This is a genomic window from Paenibacillus sp. N22P23, assembly GCF_059383735.1.
The window spans coordinates 1,583,505-1,602,259 of record NZ_JBXENT010000001.1 but is presented as its reverse complement, the minus strand read 5'-3'; the positions used below and the strand labels follow the sequence as shown (position 1 = coordinate 1,602,259).

Below are 18,755 nucleotides of genomic sequence, written 5' to 3'. Positions count from 1 at the left end.
AGAGACAGAAGAAAGTGAAACAGCAAGAGAGTGAAAATTGGTTGGAGTTGACAAAGTGGGCGGAGGCTGCAGAAATGCAGGCCGCCCCTGTTTTTCGTTCTATCGATGGTATCAGTGAGCGTAATCAGTGGAAGGTTATTGATGCTTTCCAGAAGCATCGCGTCAGCGATTATCATTTTAACGGATCGACCGGGTATGGGTATAACGACCGTGGACGCGAAGTGCTGGATCTGGTGTATGCAGACGTTATGGGTGCAGAGGCGGCGCTTGTCAGACCGCATTTCGTATCAGGTACTCATACGATCAGCTGCGCCTTATTTGGGCTCCTTCGCCCAGGGGACGAGCTGTTATACATAACGGGGAAACCTTATGATACGCTGCATAAAGTCATCGGTAAACCTGGAGATGGGAAAGGTTCCTTGCAGGATTTTGGCATTAGCTATGGTGAGGTTGCTCCTTTGGCCGATGGTTCTATCGATTGGGAAACAGTAGCATCACGCATGACAGAGCGAACCAAAGTCATTGGTATTCAACGCTCGCGCGGATATGATTGGCGTGCATCGTACACGGTTGCTGAAATCGGAGAGATGGTCAAGCGAGTGAAAGCCCTGAAGCCTGATGTATACGTCTTCGTGGACAACTGTTACGGCGAATTTACCGAAGAACTTGAACCGACTGAAGTCGGCGTTGATCTGATGGCAGGTTCGTTAATCAAGAATCCGGGCGGCGGCATTGCTCCGACTGGCGGATATGTGGCTGGCACGAAGAAGGCGGTAGAACTGACGTCGTACAGACTTACTGCACCGGGAATTGGCGGGGAGGTTGGAGCAACGCTCGGAACGCTGCGCGCCATGTATCAAGGCTTGTTCTTGGCACCTCATTTGGTGGGACAAGCGCTCAAAGGCAGTGTCTTCGGCGCAGCCATGTTTGAATTGTTAGGCTTCGAAAGCAATCCGCGTTTCGATGCACCGCGCACGGACTTGATCCAAGCGATTCGCTTCGAGAGAGCTGAGCAGCTGATTGCCTTCGTGCAGGGCGTTCAGAAAGCTTCGGCGGTCGATGCCCATGTTGTGCCGGAACCATGGGATATGCCTGGGTATGAACACCCGGTTATTATGGCTGCAGGGACCTTTATACAGGGGGGCAGTTTGGAGCTGTCAGCTGATGCTCCGATCCGGGAACCTTACATTGCTTATATGCAAGGCGGACTTACTTACGCGCACGTCAAATACGGTGTTCTGAATGCTTTAACGGTACTTGCTGAGCGCGAATTGGTTGTAATTAAACCTCACACGACTTGACACGTTTTTGCCTCAGCGGTACAATGGTAGCATATATCAGAAACTGGAAGGTTGATGCGACATGGGTGACGAAATACGCAGAAATATGGCGCTTTTTCCGATCGGCATCGTCATGAAGTTGACCGACTTGACCGCGAGGCAAATCCGTTACTACGAGCAGCATGAACTGATAGTGCCCGCTCGTACGGCAGGGAACCAGCGGCTGTTCTCGTTCAACGATGTGGAGAGGCTGCTAGAGATTAAATCGTTAATCGAGAAGGGCGTTAACATTGCGGGCATTAAGCAAGTGATGAACCCTGTATCCAAGGAATCCGAAGACGCGACAGTCGTCAGCGAGCTGTCGGAAGTGAAGCGTCGCGAGCTCTCCGATGCACAATTGCATCGATTGCTTAAACAGCAGTTGCTAGAGAAGAGACCTGGCAAAGCATCTATGATCCAAGGCCAGCTGTCCCGTTTCTATAACAAAAAGTAATGTAAACCAACATGCCTTTAAGGAGATGATTCTGTGAGCTACAACAAAGATGACATCAGACGTATTTGCAAAGAACAGAATGTCCGGTTTATTCGTCTTCAGTTCACCGATTTGCTGGGAACAATCAAGAACGTCGAAATTCCGGTAAGTCAGCTTGAAAAGGCACTCGATAACAAGATGATGTTCGACGGCTCGTCCATCGAAGGGTATGTTCGGATTGAAGAGTCCGACATGTACCTTTACCCCGACCTTGATACATGGGTTGTATTCCCATGGGTTGCAGAGGATCGTATTGCCCGTCTGATCTGTGATGTATATATGCCAGATGGTACACCATTTGCCGGAGATCCGCGCGGCATTCTGAAGCGCGTTCTGAAGGAAGCGGAAGAGCTTGGCTTTACTGCGATGAACGTTGGACCTGAACCGGAATTTTTCCTATTCAAAACAGATGAGAAAGGCAATCCGACTACAGAGCTTAACGACCAAGGCGGATATTTCGACCTTGCGCCGATGGATCTTGGTGAGAACTGCCGCCGTGAAATCGTATTGACACTGGAAGAAATGGGCTTTGAAATCGAAGCTTCTCACCATGAGGTGGCTCCAGGTCAGCACGAAATCGACTTTAAATATGCGGATGCAATTAAAGCAGCCGATCAAATTCAAACGTTTAAGCTGGTAGTCAAAACCATTGCTCGCCAGCACGGACTGCATGCTTCGTTTATGCCGAAGCCGCTCTTCGGTGTGAATGGTTCCGGTATGCACTGTCACCAATCGTTGTTCCGCGGTAACGTAAACGCGTTCTACGATGAGAGCGACAAGCTGGGCCTTAGCCAAATCGCTCGTTATTACATGGCTGGCATGCTGAACCATGCACGTGCCTTCGCAGCGATTACGAACCCAACTGTAAATTCGTACAAGCGTCTGGTACCAGGCTATGAGGCGCCTTGTTATGTAGCATGGTCTGCGAGCAACCGCAGTCCGATGATTCGGATTCCGGCTTCACGCGGTCTCAGCACACGGATTGAAGTGCGCAGCCCAGACCCTGCGGCTAATCCATACCTAGCGCTTGCAGTTATGCTTAAAGCAGGTCTTGACGGTATCCGCAACAAGACTCCGCTGCCGGCTCCAACTGACCGTAACATCTACGTGATGACGGATGAAGAGCGTATTGAAGAAGGCATCCCGAGCTTGCCGGATGACCTGAAAGAAGCATTGACGGAGCTGCTTCGCAGCGAAGTGATTTGTGAAGCGCTTGGCGACCATGCGCTTGCACACTTCTATGAGCTTAAAGAAATCGAGTGGGACATGTACCGTACGCAAATCCACGAGTGGGAACGCGATCAGTACCTGACGCTCTACTAGAACCGGAAACCCTTGACGCCTCTGGCGTTGAGGGTTTTTTTGTGTCTGAGGATGGAAGTGTTTCCGCACTTGTACCTCTCAATCCGCATAGTATGCCACAACAGTAATACATGAAGGAGGCAGCGAGTGTGAAGGAGAGGGCGGCGACAAAAGCGGAAAAACAGTTTCGGCTTACCGGGGCGATATTATCACATGTAGCAGCAACAATGGTGCCATTCTTAAGGAAGATCGCACTGAATTATACCTATGCACTGAAATGGTCCAAGGCTATTCGAGGCGCGGATTTGGATACCTTATCCGCTCTGTTTAAGTCGGTAGTGCCTTCTGCAAAGTTAAACGGCTTCTCGACGAATGCGATTGGCTATTTCTTCGATTTCGAGTTTCCGGAGCCTATCCTTCAATATTCCATTGGAACGACGATTCCACCGGGGACAACGCAATTCACGTTCTCCACTCCGATTCATAGAGCGATTGCAAGAGCAGTTCTGCCCTTCTATAAAGCACTTCTATGTTCTTCAACTTACGCAGCTGCGGTAGCTGCGGCTGTGAACAACAACAATCGAACACGGCTATCCTATTTGATTCGACAAAAAGTAACGGCATATGCGCTTAAATCGATTCAGATTGATTTCTCCGGCATAGCCTTAAGTTTCAAGTACAAGAGCAGTAAATTCACTTATCGTCATTTGTTATTCCGTGAAATTGTAGGTTAGCTGACATTGCGGAGGTACATCTACGAGGGGAGGACCGAAAAGGGGCATTTCTTATCGCTGCTGCAGCGATAAGAAATGCCCCTTTGTTTCGTTCATTTAGTGGATGTCGCGGAAAAGTCCAATGACTTTACCGAGTATGGATACATTACGCAGACGAATAGGTTCCATCGTCGAGTTCTCCGGTTGAAGACGGATATGGTCCTTCTCTTTATAGAAGGTTTTCACAGTAGCTTCGTCTTCTTCAGTCATCGCTACGACGATATCGCCGTTCGAAGCGGTTTGCTGTTGGCGGACAATGACGTAATCGCCGTTATGAATGCCTGCTTCGATCATACTCTCTCCAACAACGCTAAGGATAAATACGTTGTGGTCACCAACCTTGTCAGCTGGAAGGGGGAAGTAATCTTCGATATTCTCTGTTGCCGTAATCGGTACACCGGCAGTTACCTTACCTACTACAGGGACCTTTGCAATGGAGAGAGGGAATGGAATCTCGTTGTCTTCGCCGTCCAAAATCTCAATCGCGCGAGGTTTGGTTGGATCGCGGCGAATAAGGCCTTTCTTCTCCAGGCGATCAAGATGGCCGTGAACAGTTGAGCTGGAAGCGAGTCCGACCGCTTCGCCAATCTCACGAACGGAAGGCGGATAGCCTTTCTCGCGTACTTCCGTCTTAATGAATTCTAGTATCGCCTGCTGGCGGTTTGAAAGTTTCGACACCGGAATCACTCCAAAGTTTCATTTGTGTCAAATTATAGCACAGAACCGGAGTTCGTACAAACATAAGTTCGAGAAACACAAGTTCGCATATTTTCACGAACAAATGTTCCAATTGCGCTTGACTGCAAACAAGCGTTCGTGTTATTCTAAATTTAACAAAAACAGAACAAACGTTTGGGGTGCTGGTGAATGATGACAACAATGTCCACTTACTCTTCTACTTATAAAGGTGAAACTCGCAATACACGCGCTGTGAAGCGTACTTGGCAAGAGAGAAGAACAGAACGTTTACTAATGAGGCTAGCCGTTGCTACATTGTTTTTCGTACTGCTTTTCACAGGATTGTCACTGATGACAAGCCAAGCTAACAGTGAGCATCCGACAGCACCTACTGCTTCGGAGCAGATCGTCATTGTTGGCTCCGGTGACACACTTTGGAATATCGCTAGCAGTATTCGCAAGGAAGGTGAAGATATTCGTCATGTTGTTTTCGACTTGAAACAACGGAACAACTTGACCTCTAGCTCGCTGCAAGCCGGACAATCCTTAATTATTCCTGCCGAATAACTAGATGATATACCGCATCTACTTCTATAATAGGAATACATACTTACAAGAACGTTCTATAAGCATCTGCATTCACAAGTCTGAGCCCCCGTTGCTCAGGCTTTTTTCATTTTCGTGGTATAACGTATAAATAGGGTGAACTTGACGTGATGGAGCGCGGTCAAGACTAGTGGAATCAAGCGCTGGAGAGGTCCATTTCGCCTTGACAATGGGCAATTAAAAATGTCAAAGTAAAGAATGACATGTTGGCCGATTCAGGAAAGGAGCATAATGGATATGGAGAAGATCATCGCCCGTATTAATGAATTATCCAGAAAGAACAAAACAGTAGGGTTATCCCCGGAGGAACTGGTCGAACGCGACGAGCTTCGCCGTCTATATCTTGAGAATTTCAAGAAAAACTTCCGTAATCAACTCGATACCATTAAATATGTGGAGGATGAAGAGGACGGGGACGATACGATCAAGCATTAGCAGCAGTCTATTCGAAGGAGGACATGTAGCATGCAATATCGTTTACTTGGCCGAAGCGGTTTAGCCGTATCGGAGCTTTGTTTAGGTACAATGACGTTCGGTAACACGACGAGCGAGACGGATTCGATAGAGATGATGAATCGTTTCTTCGAGAAAGGCGGCAATTTCCTCGATACTGCGAACGTATATGTTTCCGGGCGTTCTGAAGAGATTGTAGGTAAGGCGATAAAAGATAGACGCTCCGAAGTTGTACTCGCAACGAAAGTGAGATTTGCGACCGCAAACCATCCAAACGGCGTTGGTGTTTCCAGAAAGCATATTATGGATGCTGTTGAAGCAAGCTTGAAGAGACTGGATACCGACTATATCGACCTCTACCAAGTTCATGTATGGGATCACGCTACACCGATCGAAGAGACGCTTCGCGCGCTCGATGATCTGGTTACATCAGGGAAAGTTCGTTATATCGGCTGTTCCAATTTCTTCGCATGGCAGCTCATGAAGTCTTTGTCTACGAGCGATTGGAATCGTTATGTTCGTTTTATCTCGATTCAACCGCAATACAGCCTGGTTAGTCGTGAGATGGACCGCGAGATGTTGTCTTTGTGCTTGGAAGAGAATGTAGGTATTATTCCTTGGGCACCACTAGGCGGCGGATTTCTGACAGGCAGGTACACACAAGATGAGCCTGTAAGTGGAAGATTAACTTCCAAGCAAGGTGAGAGCTCGTGGGCAAATCGTGCTAGCGAGGATAATTTCGCAGTGCTTGAAGCAGTCCTAAGCGCAGCGAAAGAACTGGATCGAACACCTGCTCAAGTCGCGCTGTCATGGCTGCTTCAACGTAAAGGGATAACGTCTCCAATCTTTGGCGCTAGCACATTGGAACAGTTTGAAGAAAATATGGGTGCTATCGGTTGGACGATGCCGGATTCAGTATGGAACAAGCTGGACGAAGTAAGCGCATTGCCTAGCGAATATCCGAACCGTTTTATTGCGAAATTCGCTAGACCGATCTAACTTAGAGCAAGCAGATTTACAGCGTGTTTAAGATTATGAAGGAGGAACACCCTTGTCAAGATCGTGGGAACGTAAAGTACAGAAGAACCAAGCAGAAATTAACAAACAACGTAAGAAGCATGGAAAGGCGCCGCTTATGGCGGCCAAATCAAGTGCAGAGAAGCTCGACACCTATAAAGGAAGAAGCTACTTGATGCCAGCATTTCTGCTGCTGTTCATCCTTTTCTATGTGATCGTAACGGTTACTGCTGATACGTATAAGCAGACAGGTAACATGTTCTGGCTGACAGTAGCGTGTTATGTCATCTTAGCTTTGCTCTTCACGCTGCGCCGCCCGTATCTTTCGGTCGGCGGTGACTTTATTCGTTCCCGTCGCTTCACCGGTGATCGCTCGATTTATGTGAGCAACATAAAGGCCATTACCTCGCAGAAGGGCTACATAGTCGTTGAGCAGCATAAAGGCGGAAACTGGGTGTTCTCGCGTGTAATCAACCGTTTCCCGACGGATCAGATGTCGGAGCGTTTGCGGACGTTTTCCGCGCAGCATGGTATTGCATTTACTGAAAAATAATTCGGAAGTGGAGTGCAGACACAATTATGGCTAAACAAGCAGTCTTATTTGATCTCGACGATACACTATTATGGGATGACCGAAGTGTACAGGAAGCATTTGATGCGACCTGCCAAACTGCTGCAGCACAAACCGGAGTAGATGCGAAAAGCTTGGAAGAAGCCGTTCGCCGTGAAGCTCGCGCGCTCTATGAATCCTATGAAACGTTCCCATTCACCAAAATGATCGGAATCAATCCGTTTGAGGGGCTATGGGCGAACTTTCTGGAGGGGGAACAAGAAGAGTTCCGCAAGCTCCAGCAGCTCGCTCCGGCCTATCGCCGCGAAGCTTGGACACTGGGCCTAAAGGCATTAGGCGTGGACAATGCAGAGCTGGGAGCTCAGCTAGCAGAGCAATTCCCTGCTGAACGTCGCAGTCGTCCCTATGTATATGAAGAGACGTTTGCAATCTTGGACCAGCTGAAAGGAAAGTACAAGCTTCTGCTGCTGACGAACGGATCACCTGATCTGCAGCGCGAGAAGCTGGCAGGCGTTCCGGCGATCGTGCCTTATTTTGATCATATTATTATTTCCGGTGAATTTGGCCAAGGCAAGCCGGCTGCGGCCATCTTCCATCATGCTTTAGAGCGTCTTGGCGTTGAGCCGGAGCATGGCATCATGGTGGGGGACAAGCTGACTACGGATATTCTGGGAGCTAATACGATTGGCATGACGTCCGTGTGGATTAATCGCCACGGCATGACGCGTTCAGACGAAATTATTCCTTCGCATGAAATCAAGCATTTGGAAGAGTTGCTGCCTTTGCTTCTCTAATCTGAGATGAGAGCAGCGCTAATAGAAGAAGTACAAATAAGAAGACCCGTCCGAGGACGGGTCTTCTTATTTCGAATCAGGGCATTATGCGAAAGCAGGATCTTCGATATTGTGAGCAACCCAGCCGTCTTTCTCAATAAAGAGGCGAACAGCAATAATTTCGCGGTTGTCCATCAGTGTGAAGAAATGCGCTTTGTTCTCCGGTACAGAGATGACGTCGCCAGCTTCTAGCTCAACATCGAAATAACCGGTTTCTTCGTCACCTTTAATAATGAAGATACCGCGTCCGGACACGATGCCGCGGATTTCATCTTCGGTGTGGATGTGGATCTGCTCAAACTTCTTCAGCAATTCTTCGATGTTCGGGGTCGCGTCAGAGAGTGAGATAACATCCCAAATTTTGTATCCGCGACGTGCTGCAAGGTCACGGATTTCATCGTCGTATGTGCTAAGGATCGTTTGCTTCTCTTCATCATTCAATACAAATTTGTTATGAAGTTCAGTTGGAAGCTTGCTTGCATCCCAGTGCTCATATAGTACTTCTTGCTTCTCTAGAAAAGCACGGACGTTCTCTTCGCCGGAGATGCGCTCATCCGTGCTGCGAATTCGAATTTCTGCCATCGAATAATCCCTCTTTTCACCAAAATCGTAATTCCGATCAGAATAATTATAGAACAAAACGATTGACCTGAAAAGGTTCTTTGCACGCGCGGTGAATTCTGGTAGAGTATAGGGAAATGATTTTTGCTGAATTGACCACGCCTAGGCTTCAATTAGGCAGTGAGTTGGATTATCGGAAGGGAAGTGCATCTTTTGACGAAACCGACAATGCAGGACATGCTCGCGAAACGAATTCTCATCCTCGATGGGGCAATGGGAACGATGATTCAACAGGCGGATCTGGGGCCGGAGGATTTTGGCGGCGAAGAACTGGACGGCTGTAATGAAATGCTCGTTCTGACACGTCCCGATGTTATACAAGGTATCCATGAAGCTTACTTGGCTGCAGGTGCAGACATTCTCGAAACCAATACGTTCGGCGCGACAAGCGTCGTCCTTGCTGAATATGACATCCCGGAGAAAACAAGAGAGATCAATCTTGCTGCGGCATCCCTTGCCCGTGCTGCTGCGGATAAATACTCCACACCGGACAAGCCGCGTTACGTAGCCGGAGCACTTGGACCTACTACGAAGACACTGTCAGTAACAGGCGGAGTAACGTTTGATGAGTTGGTGGAGAGCTATTACGAGCAAGCCATCGCGCTTATCGAAGGCGGCGTTGATGCCATGCTGCTGGAAACTTCACAAGATACACTGAACGTGAAAGCCGGCACGATCGGTATTCATAAAGCCTTTGAAGAAGCAGGCAGGACGCTTCCACTGATGATTTCCGGTACGATCGAGCCGATGGGCACGACACTAGCCGGACAGAATATTGAATCCTTCTATATCTCGCTTGAGCACATGAACCCCATCTCAATCGGGCTTAACTGCGCAACAGGTCCGGAGTTCATGCGTGACCATATCCGTTCCCTCTCTGCGATTTCGCATGCGGCAGTCAGTTGCTACCCGAATGCCGGTTTGCCGGATGAGAATGGGAAGTATCACGAGTCGCCGGAATCGCTTGCGAAGAAAATCGCTGCTTTTGCCGAGCAGGGCTGGATTAATATCGCTGGCGGCTGCTGCGGCACAACGCCGGATCATATCCGCGCCATGGCCGAGACACTGGCGAATTACGCGCCGCGTACGAAGCAAGGTGAGCATCCGCCGGCTGTTTCCGGTATTGAAACGGTGTTTATTGAAGAAGATAACCGCCCGATTATGATCGGTGAGCGTACGAACATTTCCGGATCACGGAAATTCAAACGACTCATTAAAGAAGAGAAATATGATGAAGCGTCCGAAATTGCCCGTGCTCAAGTAAAGGGCGGCGCCCACATTATTGATATTAACCTGCAGGATACAGACATTGATGAGGCACATGCCGTTCATCAATTTTTGCCTGAAGTCGTGAAGAAGATTAAAGTACCGCTCATGCTCGATTCCACATACGATCATATTATTGAGCTGGGCCTGAAGTATTCCCAAGGGAAAGCAATCATCAACTCCATTAACCTGGAAGATGGAGAATCAAAGTTCGAGAAGATATTGCCGCTCATTCATCGTTATGGGGCAGCTGTTGTTTGTATTCTTATCGACGAGCGTGGACAAGCCGTATCTCGCGAAGCAAAGATGGAAGTGGCAACACGTTCGTATGAGCTGCTTACCGAGAAATATGGCATGAATCCGGAAGATATTATTTTTGACCCGAACATGTTCCCGGTTGGCTCCGGTGACCCGCAGTATATTGGTTCTGCAGTAGAGACCATTGAAGGCATTAAGATGATTAAAGCAAAATATCCGAAGGCGAAGACGATTCTCGGCCTAAGTAATATCTCATTCGGTTTGCCGGATGCGGGTCGCGAAGTGCTTAACTCGGTCTATCTGTATCACACGACGAAGGCAGGTCTTGATTATGCAATCGTGAATACGGAGAAACTGGAGCGGTATGCATCCATTCCGGAAGAAGAGCGCCGCCTTGCTGAGGAATTGATCTATAATACGAACGATGAGACATTGGCAGCGTTCGTAGCAGCTTTCCGTGAGAAGAAGGTTGTGAAGAAAGAGAAGATCTCAACGTTGACGCTTGAAGAGCGCCTTGCTTCTTATGTGGTTGAAGGTACGAAGGAAGGACTTTACCCGGATCTTGATGAAGCGCTGAAGAAATACTCGCCGCTTGAAATCATCAACGGCGCGCTGATGAGAGGGATGGAGGAAGTCGGTCGGTTATTCAACGGGAATGAGCTGATCGTGGCAGAGGTGCTGCAAAGCGCCGAAGTGATGAAAGCTTCCGTTACGTATCTGGAACCGTTCATGGAGAAGAATGAAACGGCTGTTAAAGGTAAAATCATACTGGCAACCGTTAAAGGCGATGTCCATGATATCGGTAAAAATCTGGTCGAAATCATCTTATCCAACAATGGCTACAAAATTATTAACCTAGGCATTAAAGTGCCGCCTGAACAAATTATTGAAGCCTACCGTAAGGAACCGGTTGATGCCATTGGTCTCTCGGGTCTTCTCGTAAAATCGGCGCAGCAGATGATATTGACGGCGCAGGATTTGCGCAGTGCAGGCATTGACGCTCCGATTCTGGTTGGAGGCGCGGCGCTGACTCGTAAATTTACGAAACATCGGATCGGACCTGAATATGACGGCTTGGTGCTGTATGCGAAGGATGCGATGGATGGTCTGGACATCGCCAACAAGCTGATGGACAAACAACATCGCCTCGTCTACGAGGAGGAGATGGCTGCTCTCAAAGCTTCCGGTTACTTGGAAGAAACGGAGAAGAAGCCGCTTCCTGAGCTGACTCGTGCAGTGAAATCGAATGTATCCAAGGATGCGCCTGTATACATCCCGCCGGACACGGACCGTCACGTTCTTCGTAATGTGCCAATTCCGCATGTCGCGCCTTACATTAATATGCAAATGCTGCTTGGCCATCATCTCGGCTTGAAGGGCAATGTGGATTCACTCCTTGCCGAAGGCAATGAGAAAGCCGTTAATTTGAAAGAAACGGTTGACGGACTGATTGCCGATGCCGCGAAAGGGTTATTGAAGGCAAATGGAATGTATCGATTCTTCCCGGCGCAATCGTCGGGTAACGATATTATTATCTATGACCCGAGCAAGCCTGGTGTCGAGATCAAACGATTTACGTTCCCGCGTCAGCAAGTTGAACCTTACCTCTGCTTAGCGGACTTCTTGAAATCCGTGGAAAGCGGCGTAATGGATTACGTTGGATTCCTCGTTGTAACAGCAGGCGAAGGCGTAAGAGAGAAAGCAACCGAGCTGAAAGACAATGGCGACTACTTGCGCTCACATGCGCTGCAATCCGTTGCACTTGAGGTTGCGGAAGCAATGGCCGAACGCGTCCATCATTTGATGCGCGATACTTGGGGCTTCCCGGATCACCCGGACATGACGATGAAACAGCGCCATGGTGCTCGTTATCAAGGTATTCGTGTATCGTTTGGTTACCCGGCTTGTCCGAATCTGGAAGATCAACAGCCATTGTTTGAGCTGATGAAACCCGAAGACATCGGCGTGCAATTGACAGAAGGTTTCATGATGGAGCCGGAAGCATCCGTATCCGCAATGGTATTTGCCCATCCGGAAGCGCAGTATTTCAACGTAGAGAAAGCGTAACAGATAGAATAGGTACCCTCCGAATTTGCGGTGTTCAGCCGCAGCTTTGGAGGGTATTGTTATAGACAGCTTTAGGATGGAGATTGGAGGGAGCATGCATGCAGCTCACGTTTCTCGGTACAAGCGCAGGAAGGCCAACGAAAACACGCAATGTCACTTCCATTGCCCTGTGTCTTCCTGAACCGTATTGCGGGTTCTGGCTGTTCGACACCGGCGAAGGCACACAGCATAGGCTGCTTCACGGTGGATTGAAGTTAAATAAATTGGAACGTATTTTTATTACACATTTGCATGGCGATCATCTCTACGGATTGCCGGGTTTGCTGAGCAGTCGGACGTATTTTGAGGGGGCAGGTCCGCTTCAGATCTACGGCCCGGCCGGATTGAAAGAATATCTGAACGTCATTTTCCTACATAGCGGGGTTCATCTTGGCTATGAGCTTGAAGTTATTGAGGTTACAGCCGGTGAGGTTGCTGCAGATGATCGATTCATCGTGGAGGCCGCAGAGCTTGATCATCGGCTCCCATGCTTCGGTTACCGCATTACCGAGCGCCCGCAGCAGGGCCAGCTTAATCTGTCGCTCCTTGCAGAGCTTGGCGTTCGGCCAGGTCCCTTGTATGGCAAGCTCAAACGTGGCGAATCGATAACACTTGAGGATGGCCGTACCATCTCCTCCTCCGATGTAGTCGGTCCGCAGTTGCCCGGACGTGTGGTCACCATTCTCGGTGATACTACGCCATGCAACAATGCCATTCTACTGGCAAAGGATGCCGATCTGCTCGTGCATGAAGCAACCTTCGCAGGTGGAATGGAGGAGAAAGCAGCTGCTTACGGCCATTCCACGATTCGCCAAGCCGCTGAGATTGCATCTGCAGCTGGGGTCAAACGGCTGGTAGTCACGCATTTCAGCTCCCGTTTCGACGATGAAGCCGTAGCGGAACTGGTGGCTGATGCACGGACGATTTTCCCTCATACAGATGCAGCGTTCGATTATGCAGAATTCCAAGTGAAGCGTTCAACATAATAGCATCCTATGGTGACAAGTGGAGTAAGCCCAGAAGCCGTCCAATCGCAAGCTGCGACAGGGCGGCTTTTGCCGCTTGTAAAAAATAGGGCTTTTTTTATTTTAACCCGAGCGGTTATAATGAGGGGAACAGTCGTTCTATCACGGGGGTTATCAATCATGATTCGAAAGAAAAATCTTTCCGAGCTCGTACAAGAATTAAGAGTGAATGAAAATGTCATCAACTGGCACGAAGTTGAACCAATAGAAGCTAGAACAAGACCGATGCCCGAAAGTGTAGACGCAAGAATTAAAGCAGCTTTAGGTAAACGAGGAATTGAAGAGTTATACAGCCATCAGTACACTGCCTACGAAACCATACGTAAAGGTGAGAACATGGTCGCTGTAACCCCAACTGCATCGGGGAAAACGCTCTGCTATAACCTCCCCGTTCTACAGGCTATCGCCGAAGACGACGCCAGCCGCGCGCTGTATTTGTTCCCTACGAAGGCGCTGGCGCAGGATCAGAAGAGCGAACTGAACGAAATTATTGCCGAAATGGGAATCGACATCAAAAGTTTTACGTATGACGGTGACACTTCTCCGGAAATTCGGCAAATTGTTAAGAATGTCGGTCATATTGTAATTACTAACCCGGATATGCTTCACTCTGCTATTCTTCCTCATCATACGAAATGGATTAGCTTATTTAGCAATCTTAAATATATCGTCATTGACGAACTGCATACATACAGAGGCGTCTTCGGCAGTCATGTAGCCAATGTAATTCGAAGGCTGCAGCGAATCTGTAAGTTTTACGGCAGCAATCCGATTTTTATCTGTACCTCAGCAACGATCGCGAACCCGAGGGAGCTGGCCGAACAGCTTACAGGAAAACCAATGCGTTTGGTTGACGACAACGGCGCTCCGAGAGGGAGAAAACACTTTGTTTTTTATAATCCTCCCATCGTCAATAAGGCGTTGAATCTAAGAAAAAGTGCAACGGTTGAAGTCAATCAATTGGCCAAACAATTTCTAGCCAATAAAGTGCAAACCATCGTTTTTGCCCGCAGCCGGGTAAGAGTAGAGCTTATTCTAAGTCACTTGCAGGAACTAGTGAAAAATGAACTAGGAAGCAAATCCATTCGGGGCTATCGAGGCGGATACTTACCCAATCAGCGTCGAGAGATCGAACGAGGATTAAGGAACGGTGAAATCGTAGGCGTAGTAAGTACGAATGCGCTGGAGCTTGGCGTAGACATTGGGCAGCTGCAAGTCTGCATCATGTCAGGATATCCCGGCAGCGTCGCCAGCACTTGGCAGCAAGCAGGCCGAGCCGGCAGACGTCATGGCGAAGCTTTGGTAGTGATGGTAGCCAGTAATACACCGATCGACCAATATATAGTGCAGAATCCTGACTATTTCTTTGAACGTTCCCCGGAATCGGCACGCATAAACCCTGAGAATTTATTGATTCTGATCGACCATTTGCGATGTGCTGCGTATGAGCTTCCACTCAAATTGGGGGAAGAATTCGGACCGTTAGAGATCACAGACATCCTGGAATATCTAGTGGAAGAAAGGGTGCTTACCCAATCCGGAGGGGCATTCTACTGGGCGAATCAATCATTCCCTGCCCACGAAGTGAGCCTGCGATCTGCAGCACAAGAAAATGTCGTCATTATCGACCAATCCGAGAGAGGAAATGTTAAAATCATTGGCGAGATGGACAGATTCAGCGCGATGACCCTATTGCATGATGAAGCTATCTATTTGCACGAAGGGGTACAGTTCCAAGTAGAAAAGTTGGATTGGGAGCATAAGAAAGCGTATGTACGGGAAGTCGATGTAGAGTATTACACGGACGCCAACCTAGCGGTTAAGCTAAAGGTCTTATCCATAGATTTATCGAAAAAAAGGCAAACGACTTCCATTCATTATGGCGATGCGGCCGTAAATGTGATGGCGACCATGTACAAAAAAATCCGTTTATCGAGCTTCGAGAATATCGGATACGGGCCAATAAAGCTGCCGGAAGAAGAGCTGCATACGAGCGCGACCTGGGTAGAGATAAACGAGGTTGACCCAACGATAGAAACCAAAACACTTGAACAGCTGCTTATGGGAATATCGAATGTAATTAGACATATTGTACCTGTACATGTCATGTGCGATCGAAGCGACATTCATGTGGTTTCACAGATTAGGGCTGAACATTCGCAGCTGCCTACGATATTTATATATGATCATTACCCCGGTGGTATCGGATTGGCGGAAGACGTATATAAAAGATTCGATGATATCAAAGCAGCAGCGAAAAATCTCATTCAGAAATGCCCTTGTGAAGCTGGCTGCCCATCCTGCATTGGCACTGAAATAGCAGGGATAAATGCAAAGAAAAAATCGCTTTTCATTATGGAGGGGTTATGAGCGGGTTAAGGGATCGGCTGCTGCGACTTAAGAATGCGCAAGTCGCTCAGGAAGAACGACTTGCTGGTATGGTTAACCATGCTGAGACGGCGGGTATTGCCGGGTGTGAAAAGTCAGCTGTCATACATGGTGGTGAACAGTCTCCTGATGCGTCAGTCGCTGCAGTCTCAGCAGATGCGACCCTAGATGACGTGCTTTCTCCAGCGTGGGATGAGCTCGGCGTGCGCCTTGTGCAGTCGACGGAAGGCGCATTTCTAGTACGGGAAAGCCGCTATCCATTAACACATATGCATGGGATTCATCAGTTAAACGAGCTCTCGGAAGCCCAAATCAGCCTCGATGCATTTCGCAAACCGGAATCCATTGACCTTGGGTACACGAATTTGTTATTTCTTGATTTAGAAACAACCGGACTCGGAGTCGGAGCGGGTAATGTCCCTTTCATGGTAGGGCTAGCTTATTTGCAGGATGATGTGTTCATTGTCGAGCAAATGCTCATTCGTCATCCGGCTGAGGAACGGGCGATGATCGGCTATTTATGCAATCTTCTTCCCAGCTTTACACACTTAGTCACATACAACGGTCGGACATTCGACTGGCCTGTGTTATACAATCGGTTTATTCTTAACGGCTTCCGAACGTTTCAGTGGGAGCCGATCCATATCGATTTATTGTACCCGTCTCGGTCTGTATGGCGAAATACGCTGGTATCATGCCGGTTAAGTCATGTGGAAGAAGAACGTCTTGGCATTACACGACTTGATGATGTGCCGGGTTCACAAGCACCGGCTATCTATTTTCAATATTTAGCTGACAGCAATCCAGAACCGCTGCTCGGTGTATTTCTGCACAATGAGTGCGATATGCTTTCCTTGGCTGCACTGGCAATCCGGTTTGGCTACTTGCTTGGCGGAAGAATAGGAACGGGAACGGTTCCGATGCCGGAGGAAGCGGAGGAACTGCTGCGCACGGGGCTATGGCTGGAGAAAATGGGGAAACCGGAACTTGCTGAGCCGCTCTATGCTGCTGCAGCCGAACATCCTCGTCCAACGATCAGAGGCTTGTGTTTACTGGCGGAACGAGACAAGAAATGTGGAAATTGGCAGCGTGCTGTGGTATTGTGGCAGAAGGCTGTAGATGAAGCAACACATGCTGCTTGGCCGGATTATGAAGGGCATATAGAGCTAGCGATGTATTATGAGCACAAGACGAAGCAGTTGGATGAAGCACTTGTTCTGGCCGAAACAGCATTCGCCATCGCTCAGCGTCGCCTTGCCGGTCTGCGGCTTAAAGGTAATCGGCGCTCAGAGTTAGATGAGCTCCGTAAGCGGATAGACCGTTTGCGCAGGAAGTTAAATAAATTAGCTGAAGCTAAGTAGAAGGAGTGGACATCCATGAGCGTCAATTCGCTTCGCGGTCTGCTCATTGATTTGGACGGAACGATGTACCATGGCGGCATTATGATTCCGGGAGCAGATACGCTCATTGCGGCGCTGCGTCGACTAAATATTCAGTTCTTATTCGTAACGAACAATTCTTCCGCTACGCCTGAGGCTTTCGCTGAACGACTAAGTGCGATGGGAATCCAGACGAATCCATCTGAGGTATGTACTTCGGCACAAGGTGCTGCGGCCTATATTGCTGAGCGGCAACCAGGAGCGCGAGTACATGTCATTGGAGAGCATGGGCTGCGAACAGCCTTACAGGATGCCGGTTTGCAGCTGGTAGAAGAAGAGCCTGATATCGTCGTGCAGGGAATTGATAAGCAGCTTACCTACGATAAAGTGGCCAAAGCGGTCACATATATCCGCAGCGGTGCAAGCTATATTTTGACGAATCCGGATTTGCTTGTGCCTGCCGAACATGGCTTGGTTCCGGGAGCCGGATCGATTGGTGCGATGCTGCGGGCAGCATCCGGTGTCGAACCGATTGTTATTGGGAAACCATCGGCGATCTTAATGGATTTTGCTCTGAAACGGCTGGGGCTGCATGCATCTGAGACATGGATGATCGGAGATAATCCAGCTACGGATATAGCAGCAGCGCAATCCGTAAATTGTCCGTCAATCCTTGTTTTAACCGGGCTCGCAACAGGCGACAATTATAAGGAATTACTTGCGGCAGCCGGCTGTGAGGCAACGGTCATTATTGATAACTTACATACCCTGGAGCAGTTTATAGGCAATCAGCTGGCAAGCGGGCAGCAGAGCCGATAGGAAGGAAGAAGTGCGATGCCGGAATGGCCGGAAATGGAACATTATCGCAACATGCTGACGGAGCGGATCTCCGGACAGCCGATTATGAAAGTGCAGGTTACGCGTCAGAAATCGATCAACGTTCCGGTGGAAACCTTTGAACAGGAGTTGATCGGGAGAACCGTCTGGTTTGTAGAGCGTCGCGGAAAAATGTTGATTCTGCATCTGGATAATGGAAAACGACTGCTGCTGCATCTCATGCTGGGCGGTATGATTCGTTATGAAGCACGCGACCTCGATGTCGCGCAGAAGACGGATCGCACCGTTCAAGTTGCGATTGGTTTTCCTCAAGGGGAACTGTGCTTTATCGGACTTCGCTTAGGTTACATCCATCTGTTGACCGTAAAGGAAACGATTGCACGCTTAGCAGATCTAGGGCCTGAGCCATTCGACAAATGGTTGACGCTGGAGAAGTTCAAGGAACGGTTCAAAGGCCGCCGTGGATCACTGAAGACTGCGCTTGTCGAGCAGCGCGTTATCGCAGGCATTGGCAACTGCTATGCTGATGAAATTGCCTTCGAAGCGAGAATTCGCCCGGATGCAAAGCTAGCAGCAATTGAGCCTGAATCGTGGGAACGCATCTACAATGCTATGCACAAAGTGCTGCAATCGGCATTAGCGCAAGGTGGTTATATGGAGATGCCGCTCACGAATGAGGATACGGTTACCGGCGGTTACAATAACCAATGCCTCGTCTACGATCGCGGCGGAGAACCTTGCTTAAACTGCGGTGGTACCATCGTGCAGGAAGAGATCAACTCGCGCAAGATGTTCTATTGTCCTGCCTGCCAGAAGGATAGGTAGACCCG

General features: G+C 48.8%; 17 protein-coding genes. 15 read left to right on the top strand and 2 right to left on the bottom strand.

Features of this window, described 5'->3' with window-relative positions:
* Window positions 1–14 precede the first annotated feature (14 nt).
* The 4 genes from AC506A_RS07625 (at window position 15) to AC506A_RS07610 (ending at window position 3,848) form a co-directional block, all read left to right on the top strand.
* Window positions 15–1,301, top strand: a complete 1,287-nt coding sequence (locus AC506A_RS07625) for a methionine gamma-lyase family protein (RefSeq protein ID WP_495460356.1) — start codon at window positions 15–17, stop codon at window positions 1,299–1,301.
* Window positions 1,302–1,362: 61 nt separating this feature from the next.
* Window positions 1,363–1,773 (top strand): MerR family transcriptional regulator, encoded by a 411-nt coding sequence (locus AC506A_RS07620; RefSeq protein ID WP_495460355.1) that lies wholly within the window; start codon window positions 1,363–1,365, stop codon window positions 1,771–1,773.
* Between the two features lie 33 nt (window positions 1,774–1,806).
* The gene (gene glnA, locus AC506A_RS07615) at window positions 1,807–3,135 is read left to right on the top strand and encodes a type I glutamate--ammonia ligase (RefSeq protein ID WP_495460354.1); all 1,329 of its coding nucleotides are present in this window, start codon (window positions 1,807–1,809) and stop codon (window positions 3,133–3,135) included.
* 128 nt (window positions 3,136–3,263) lie between these two features.
* Window positions 3,264–3,848, top strand: coding sequence for a hypothetical protein (locus AC506A_RS07610; protein WP_495460353.1), 585 nt, complete (start codon window positions 3,264–3,266; stop codon window positions 3,846–3,848).
* A 96-nt stretch (window positions 3,849–3,944) separates the two neighbouring features.
* Here AC506A_RS07610 and lexA read toward each other — a convergent pair whose 3' ends face one another.
* Complete coding sequence (gene lexA, locus AC506A_RS07605) at window positions 3,945–4,565, bottom strand: transcriptional repressor LexA (protein WP_495460352.1); 621 nt, start codon at window positions 4,563–4,565, stop codon at window positions 3,945–3,947.
* A gap of 189 nt (window positions 4,566–4,754) precedes the next feature.
* Here lexA and AC506A_RS07600 point away from each other — a divergent pair, with 189 nt between their 5' ends.
* The 5 genes from AC506A_RS07600 to AC506A_RS07580 all read left to right on the top strand — a co-directional run bounded on the left by AC506A_RS07600 (window position 4,755) and on the right by AC506A_RS07580 (window position 8,006).
* Window positions 4,755–5,132: a LysM peptidoglycan-binding domain-containing protein gene (locus AC506A_RS07600; protein ID WP_495460351.1), complete on the top strand. Its 378-nt coding sequence runs from the start codon at window positions 4,755–4,757 to the stop codon at window positions 5,130–5,132.
* 270 nt (window positions 5,133–5,402) lie between these two features.
* A complete protein-coding gene (locus AC506A_RS07595) occupies window positions 5,403–5,606 on the top strand; it encodes a DUF896 domain-containing protein (RefSeq protein WP_495460350.1) in 204 nt (67 codons plus the stop codon).
* 30 nt (window positions 5,607–5,636) lie between these two features.
* Window positions 5,637–6,623: an aldo/keto reductase gene (locus tag AC506A_RS07590; protein WP_495460349.1), complete on the top strand. Its 987-nt coding sequence runs from the start codon at window positions 5,637–5,639 to the stop codon at window positions 6,621–6,623.
* 52 nt (window positions 6,624–6,675) lie between these two features.
* Window positions 6,676–7,194, top strand: coding sequence for a hypothetical protein (locus AC506A_RS07585; protein ID WP_495460348.1), 519 nt, complete (start codon window positions 6,676–6,678; stop codon window positions 7,192–7,194).
* A gap of 26 nt (window positions 7,195–7,220) precedes the next feature.
* The gene (locus AC506A_RS07580) at window positions 7,221–8,006 is read left to right on the top strand and encodes an HAD family hydrolase (protein ID WP_495460347.1); all 786 of its coding nucleotides are present in this window, start codon (window positions 7,221–7,223) and stop codon (window positions 8,004–8,006) included.
* Between the two features lie 84 nt (window positions 8,007–8,090).
* Here the strand turns inward: AC506A_RS07580 and AC506A_RS07575 are convergent, their stop codons facing one another.
* Window positions 8,091–8,627 carry a 1,2-dihydroxy-3-keto-5-methylthiopentene dioxygenase gene (locus tag AC506A_RS07575; protein ID WP_091215710.1) on the bottom strand — a complete coding sequence of 179 codons (537 nt, stop codon included), beginning with the start codon at window positions 8,625–8,627 and terminating at the stop codon, window positions 8,091–8,093.
* Window positions 8,628–8,819: 192 nt separating this feature from the next.
* Between AC506A_RS07575 and metH the strand changes: the two genes are divergently transcribed.
* From metH to AC506A_RS07545, 6 genes are all read left to right on the top strand, one after another.
* The gene (metH, locus tag AC506A_RS07570; RefSeq protein WP_495460346.1) at window positions 8,820–12,257 is read left to right on the top strand and encodes a methionine synthase; all 3,438 of its coding nucleotides are present in this window, start codon (window positions 8,820–8,822) and stop codon (window positions 12,255–12,257) included.
* Between the two features lie 98 nt (window positions 12,258–12,355).
* Complete coding sequence (rnz, locus tag AC506A_RS07565; protein WP_495460345.1) at window positions 12,356–13,282, top strand: ribonuclease Z; 927 nt, start codon at window positions 12,356–12,358, stop codon at window positions 13,280–13,282.
* 162 nt (window positions 13,283–13,444) lie between these two features.
* On the top strand, window positions 13,445–15,691 hold the full coding sequence (locus tag AC506A_RS07560; protein ID WP_495460993.1) for a DEAD/DEAH box helicase: 2,247 nt from the start codon (window positions 13,445–13,447) through the stop codon (window positions 15,689–15,691).
* The gene (locus AC506A_RS07555; RefSeq protein WP_495460344.1) at window positions 15,688–17,070 is read left to right on the top strand and encodes a ribonuclease H-like domain-containing protein; all 1,383 of its coding nucleotides are present in this window, start codon (window positions 15,688–15,690) and stop codon (window positions 17,068–17,070) included. The genes AC506A_RS07560 and AC506A_RS07555 overlap by 4 nt, the downstream gene beginning before the upstream one ends.
* A 15-nt stretch (window positions 17,071–17,085) precedes the next feature.
* Window positions 17,086–17,907 (top strand): TIGR01457 family HAD-type hydrolase, encoded by an 822-nt coding sequence (locus AC506A_RS07550; RefSeq protein WP_495460343.1) that lies wholly within the window; start codon window positions 17,086–17,088, stop codon window positions 17,905–17,907.
* A gap of 15 nt (window positions 17,908–17,922) precedes the next feature.
* Window positions 17,923–18,750 carry an Fpg/Nei family DNA glycosylase gene (locus tag AC506A_RS07545; RefSeq protein ID WP_495460342.1) on the top strand — a complete coding sequence of 276 codons (828 nt, stop codon included), beginning with the start codon at window positions 17,923–17,925 and terminating at the stop codon, window positions 18,748–18,750.
* Window positions 18,751–18,755 lie beyond the last annotated feature (5 nt).

Bases quoted from the DNA above. Each gene is read 5' to 3' on its own strand.
- rnz (WP_495460345.1), top strand. From the start codon at position 12,356: ATGCAGCTCACGTTTCTCGGTACAAGCGCAGGAAGGCCAACGAAAACA.
- AC506A_RS07545 (WP_495460342.1), top strand. From the start codon at position 17,923: ATGCCGGAATGGCCGGAAATGGAACATTATCGCAACATGCTGACGGAG.
- AC506A_RS07555 (WP_495460344.1), top strand. From the start codon at position 15,688: ATGAGCGGGTTAAGGGATCGGCTGCTGCGACTTAAGAATGCGCAAGTC.
- AC506A_RS07595 (WP_495460350.1), top strand. From the start codon at position 5,403: ATGGATATGGAGAAGATCATCGCCCGTATTAATGAATTATCCAGAAAG.
- AC506A_RS07575 (WP_091215710.1), bottom strand. From the start codon at position 8,627: ATGGCAGAAATTCGAATTCGCAGCACGGATGAGCGCATCTCCGGCGAA.
- AC506A_RS07580 (WP_495460347.1), top strand. From the start codon at position 7,221: ATGGCTAAACAAGCAGTCTTATTTGATCTCGACGATACACTATTATGG.
- AC506A_RS07620 (WP_495460355.1), top strand. From the start codon at position 1,363: ATGGGTGACGAAATACGCAGAAATATGGCGCTTTTTCCGATCGGCATC.
- AC506A_RS07550 (WP_495460343.1), top strand. From the start codon at position 17,086: ATGAGCGTCAATTCGCTTCGCGGTCTGCTCATTGATTTGGACGGAACG.
- AC506A_RS07590 (WP_495460349.1), top strand. From the start codon at position 5,637: ATGCAATATCGTTTACTTGGCCGAAGCGGTTTAGCCGTATCGGAGCTT.
- AC506A_RS07600 (WP_495460351.1), top strand. From the start codon at position 4,755: ATGATGACAACAATGTCCACTTACTCTTCTACTTATAAAGGTGAAACT.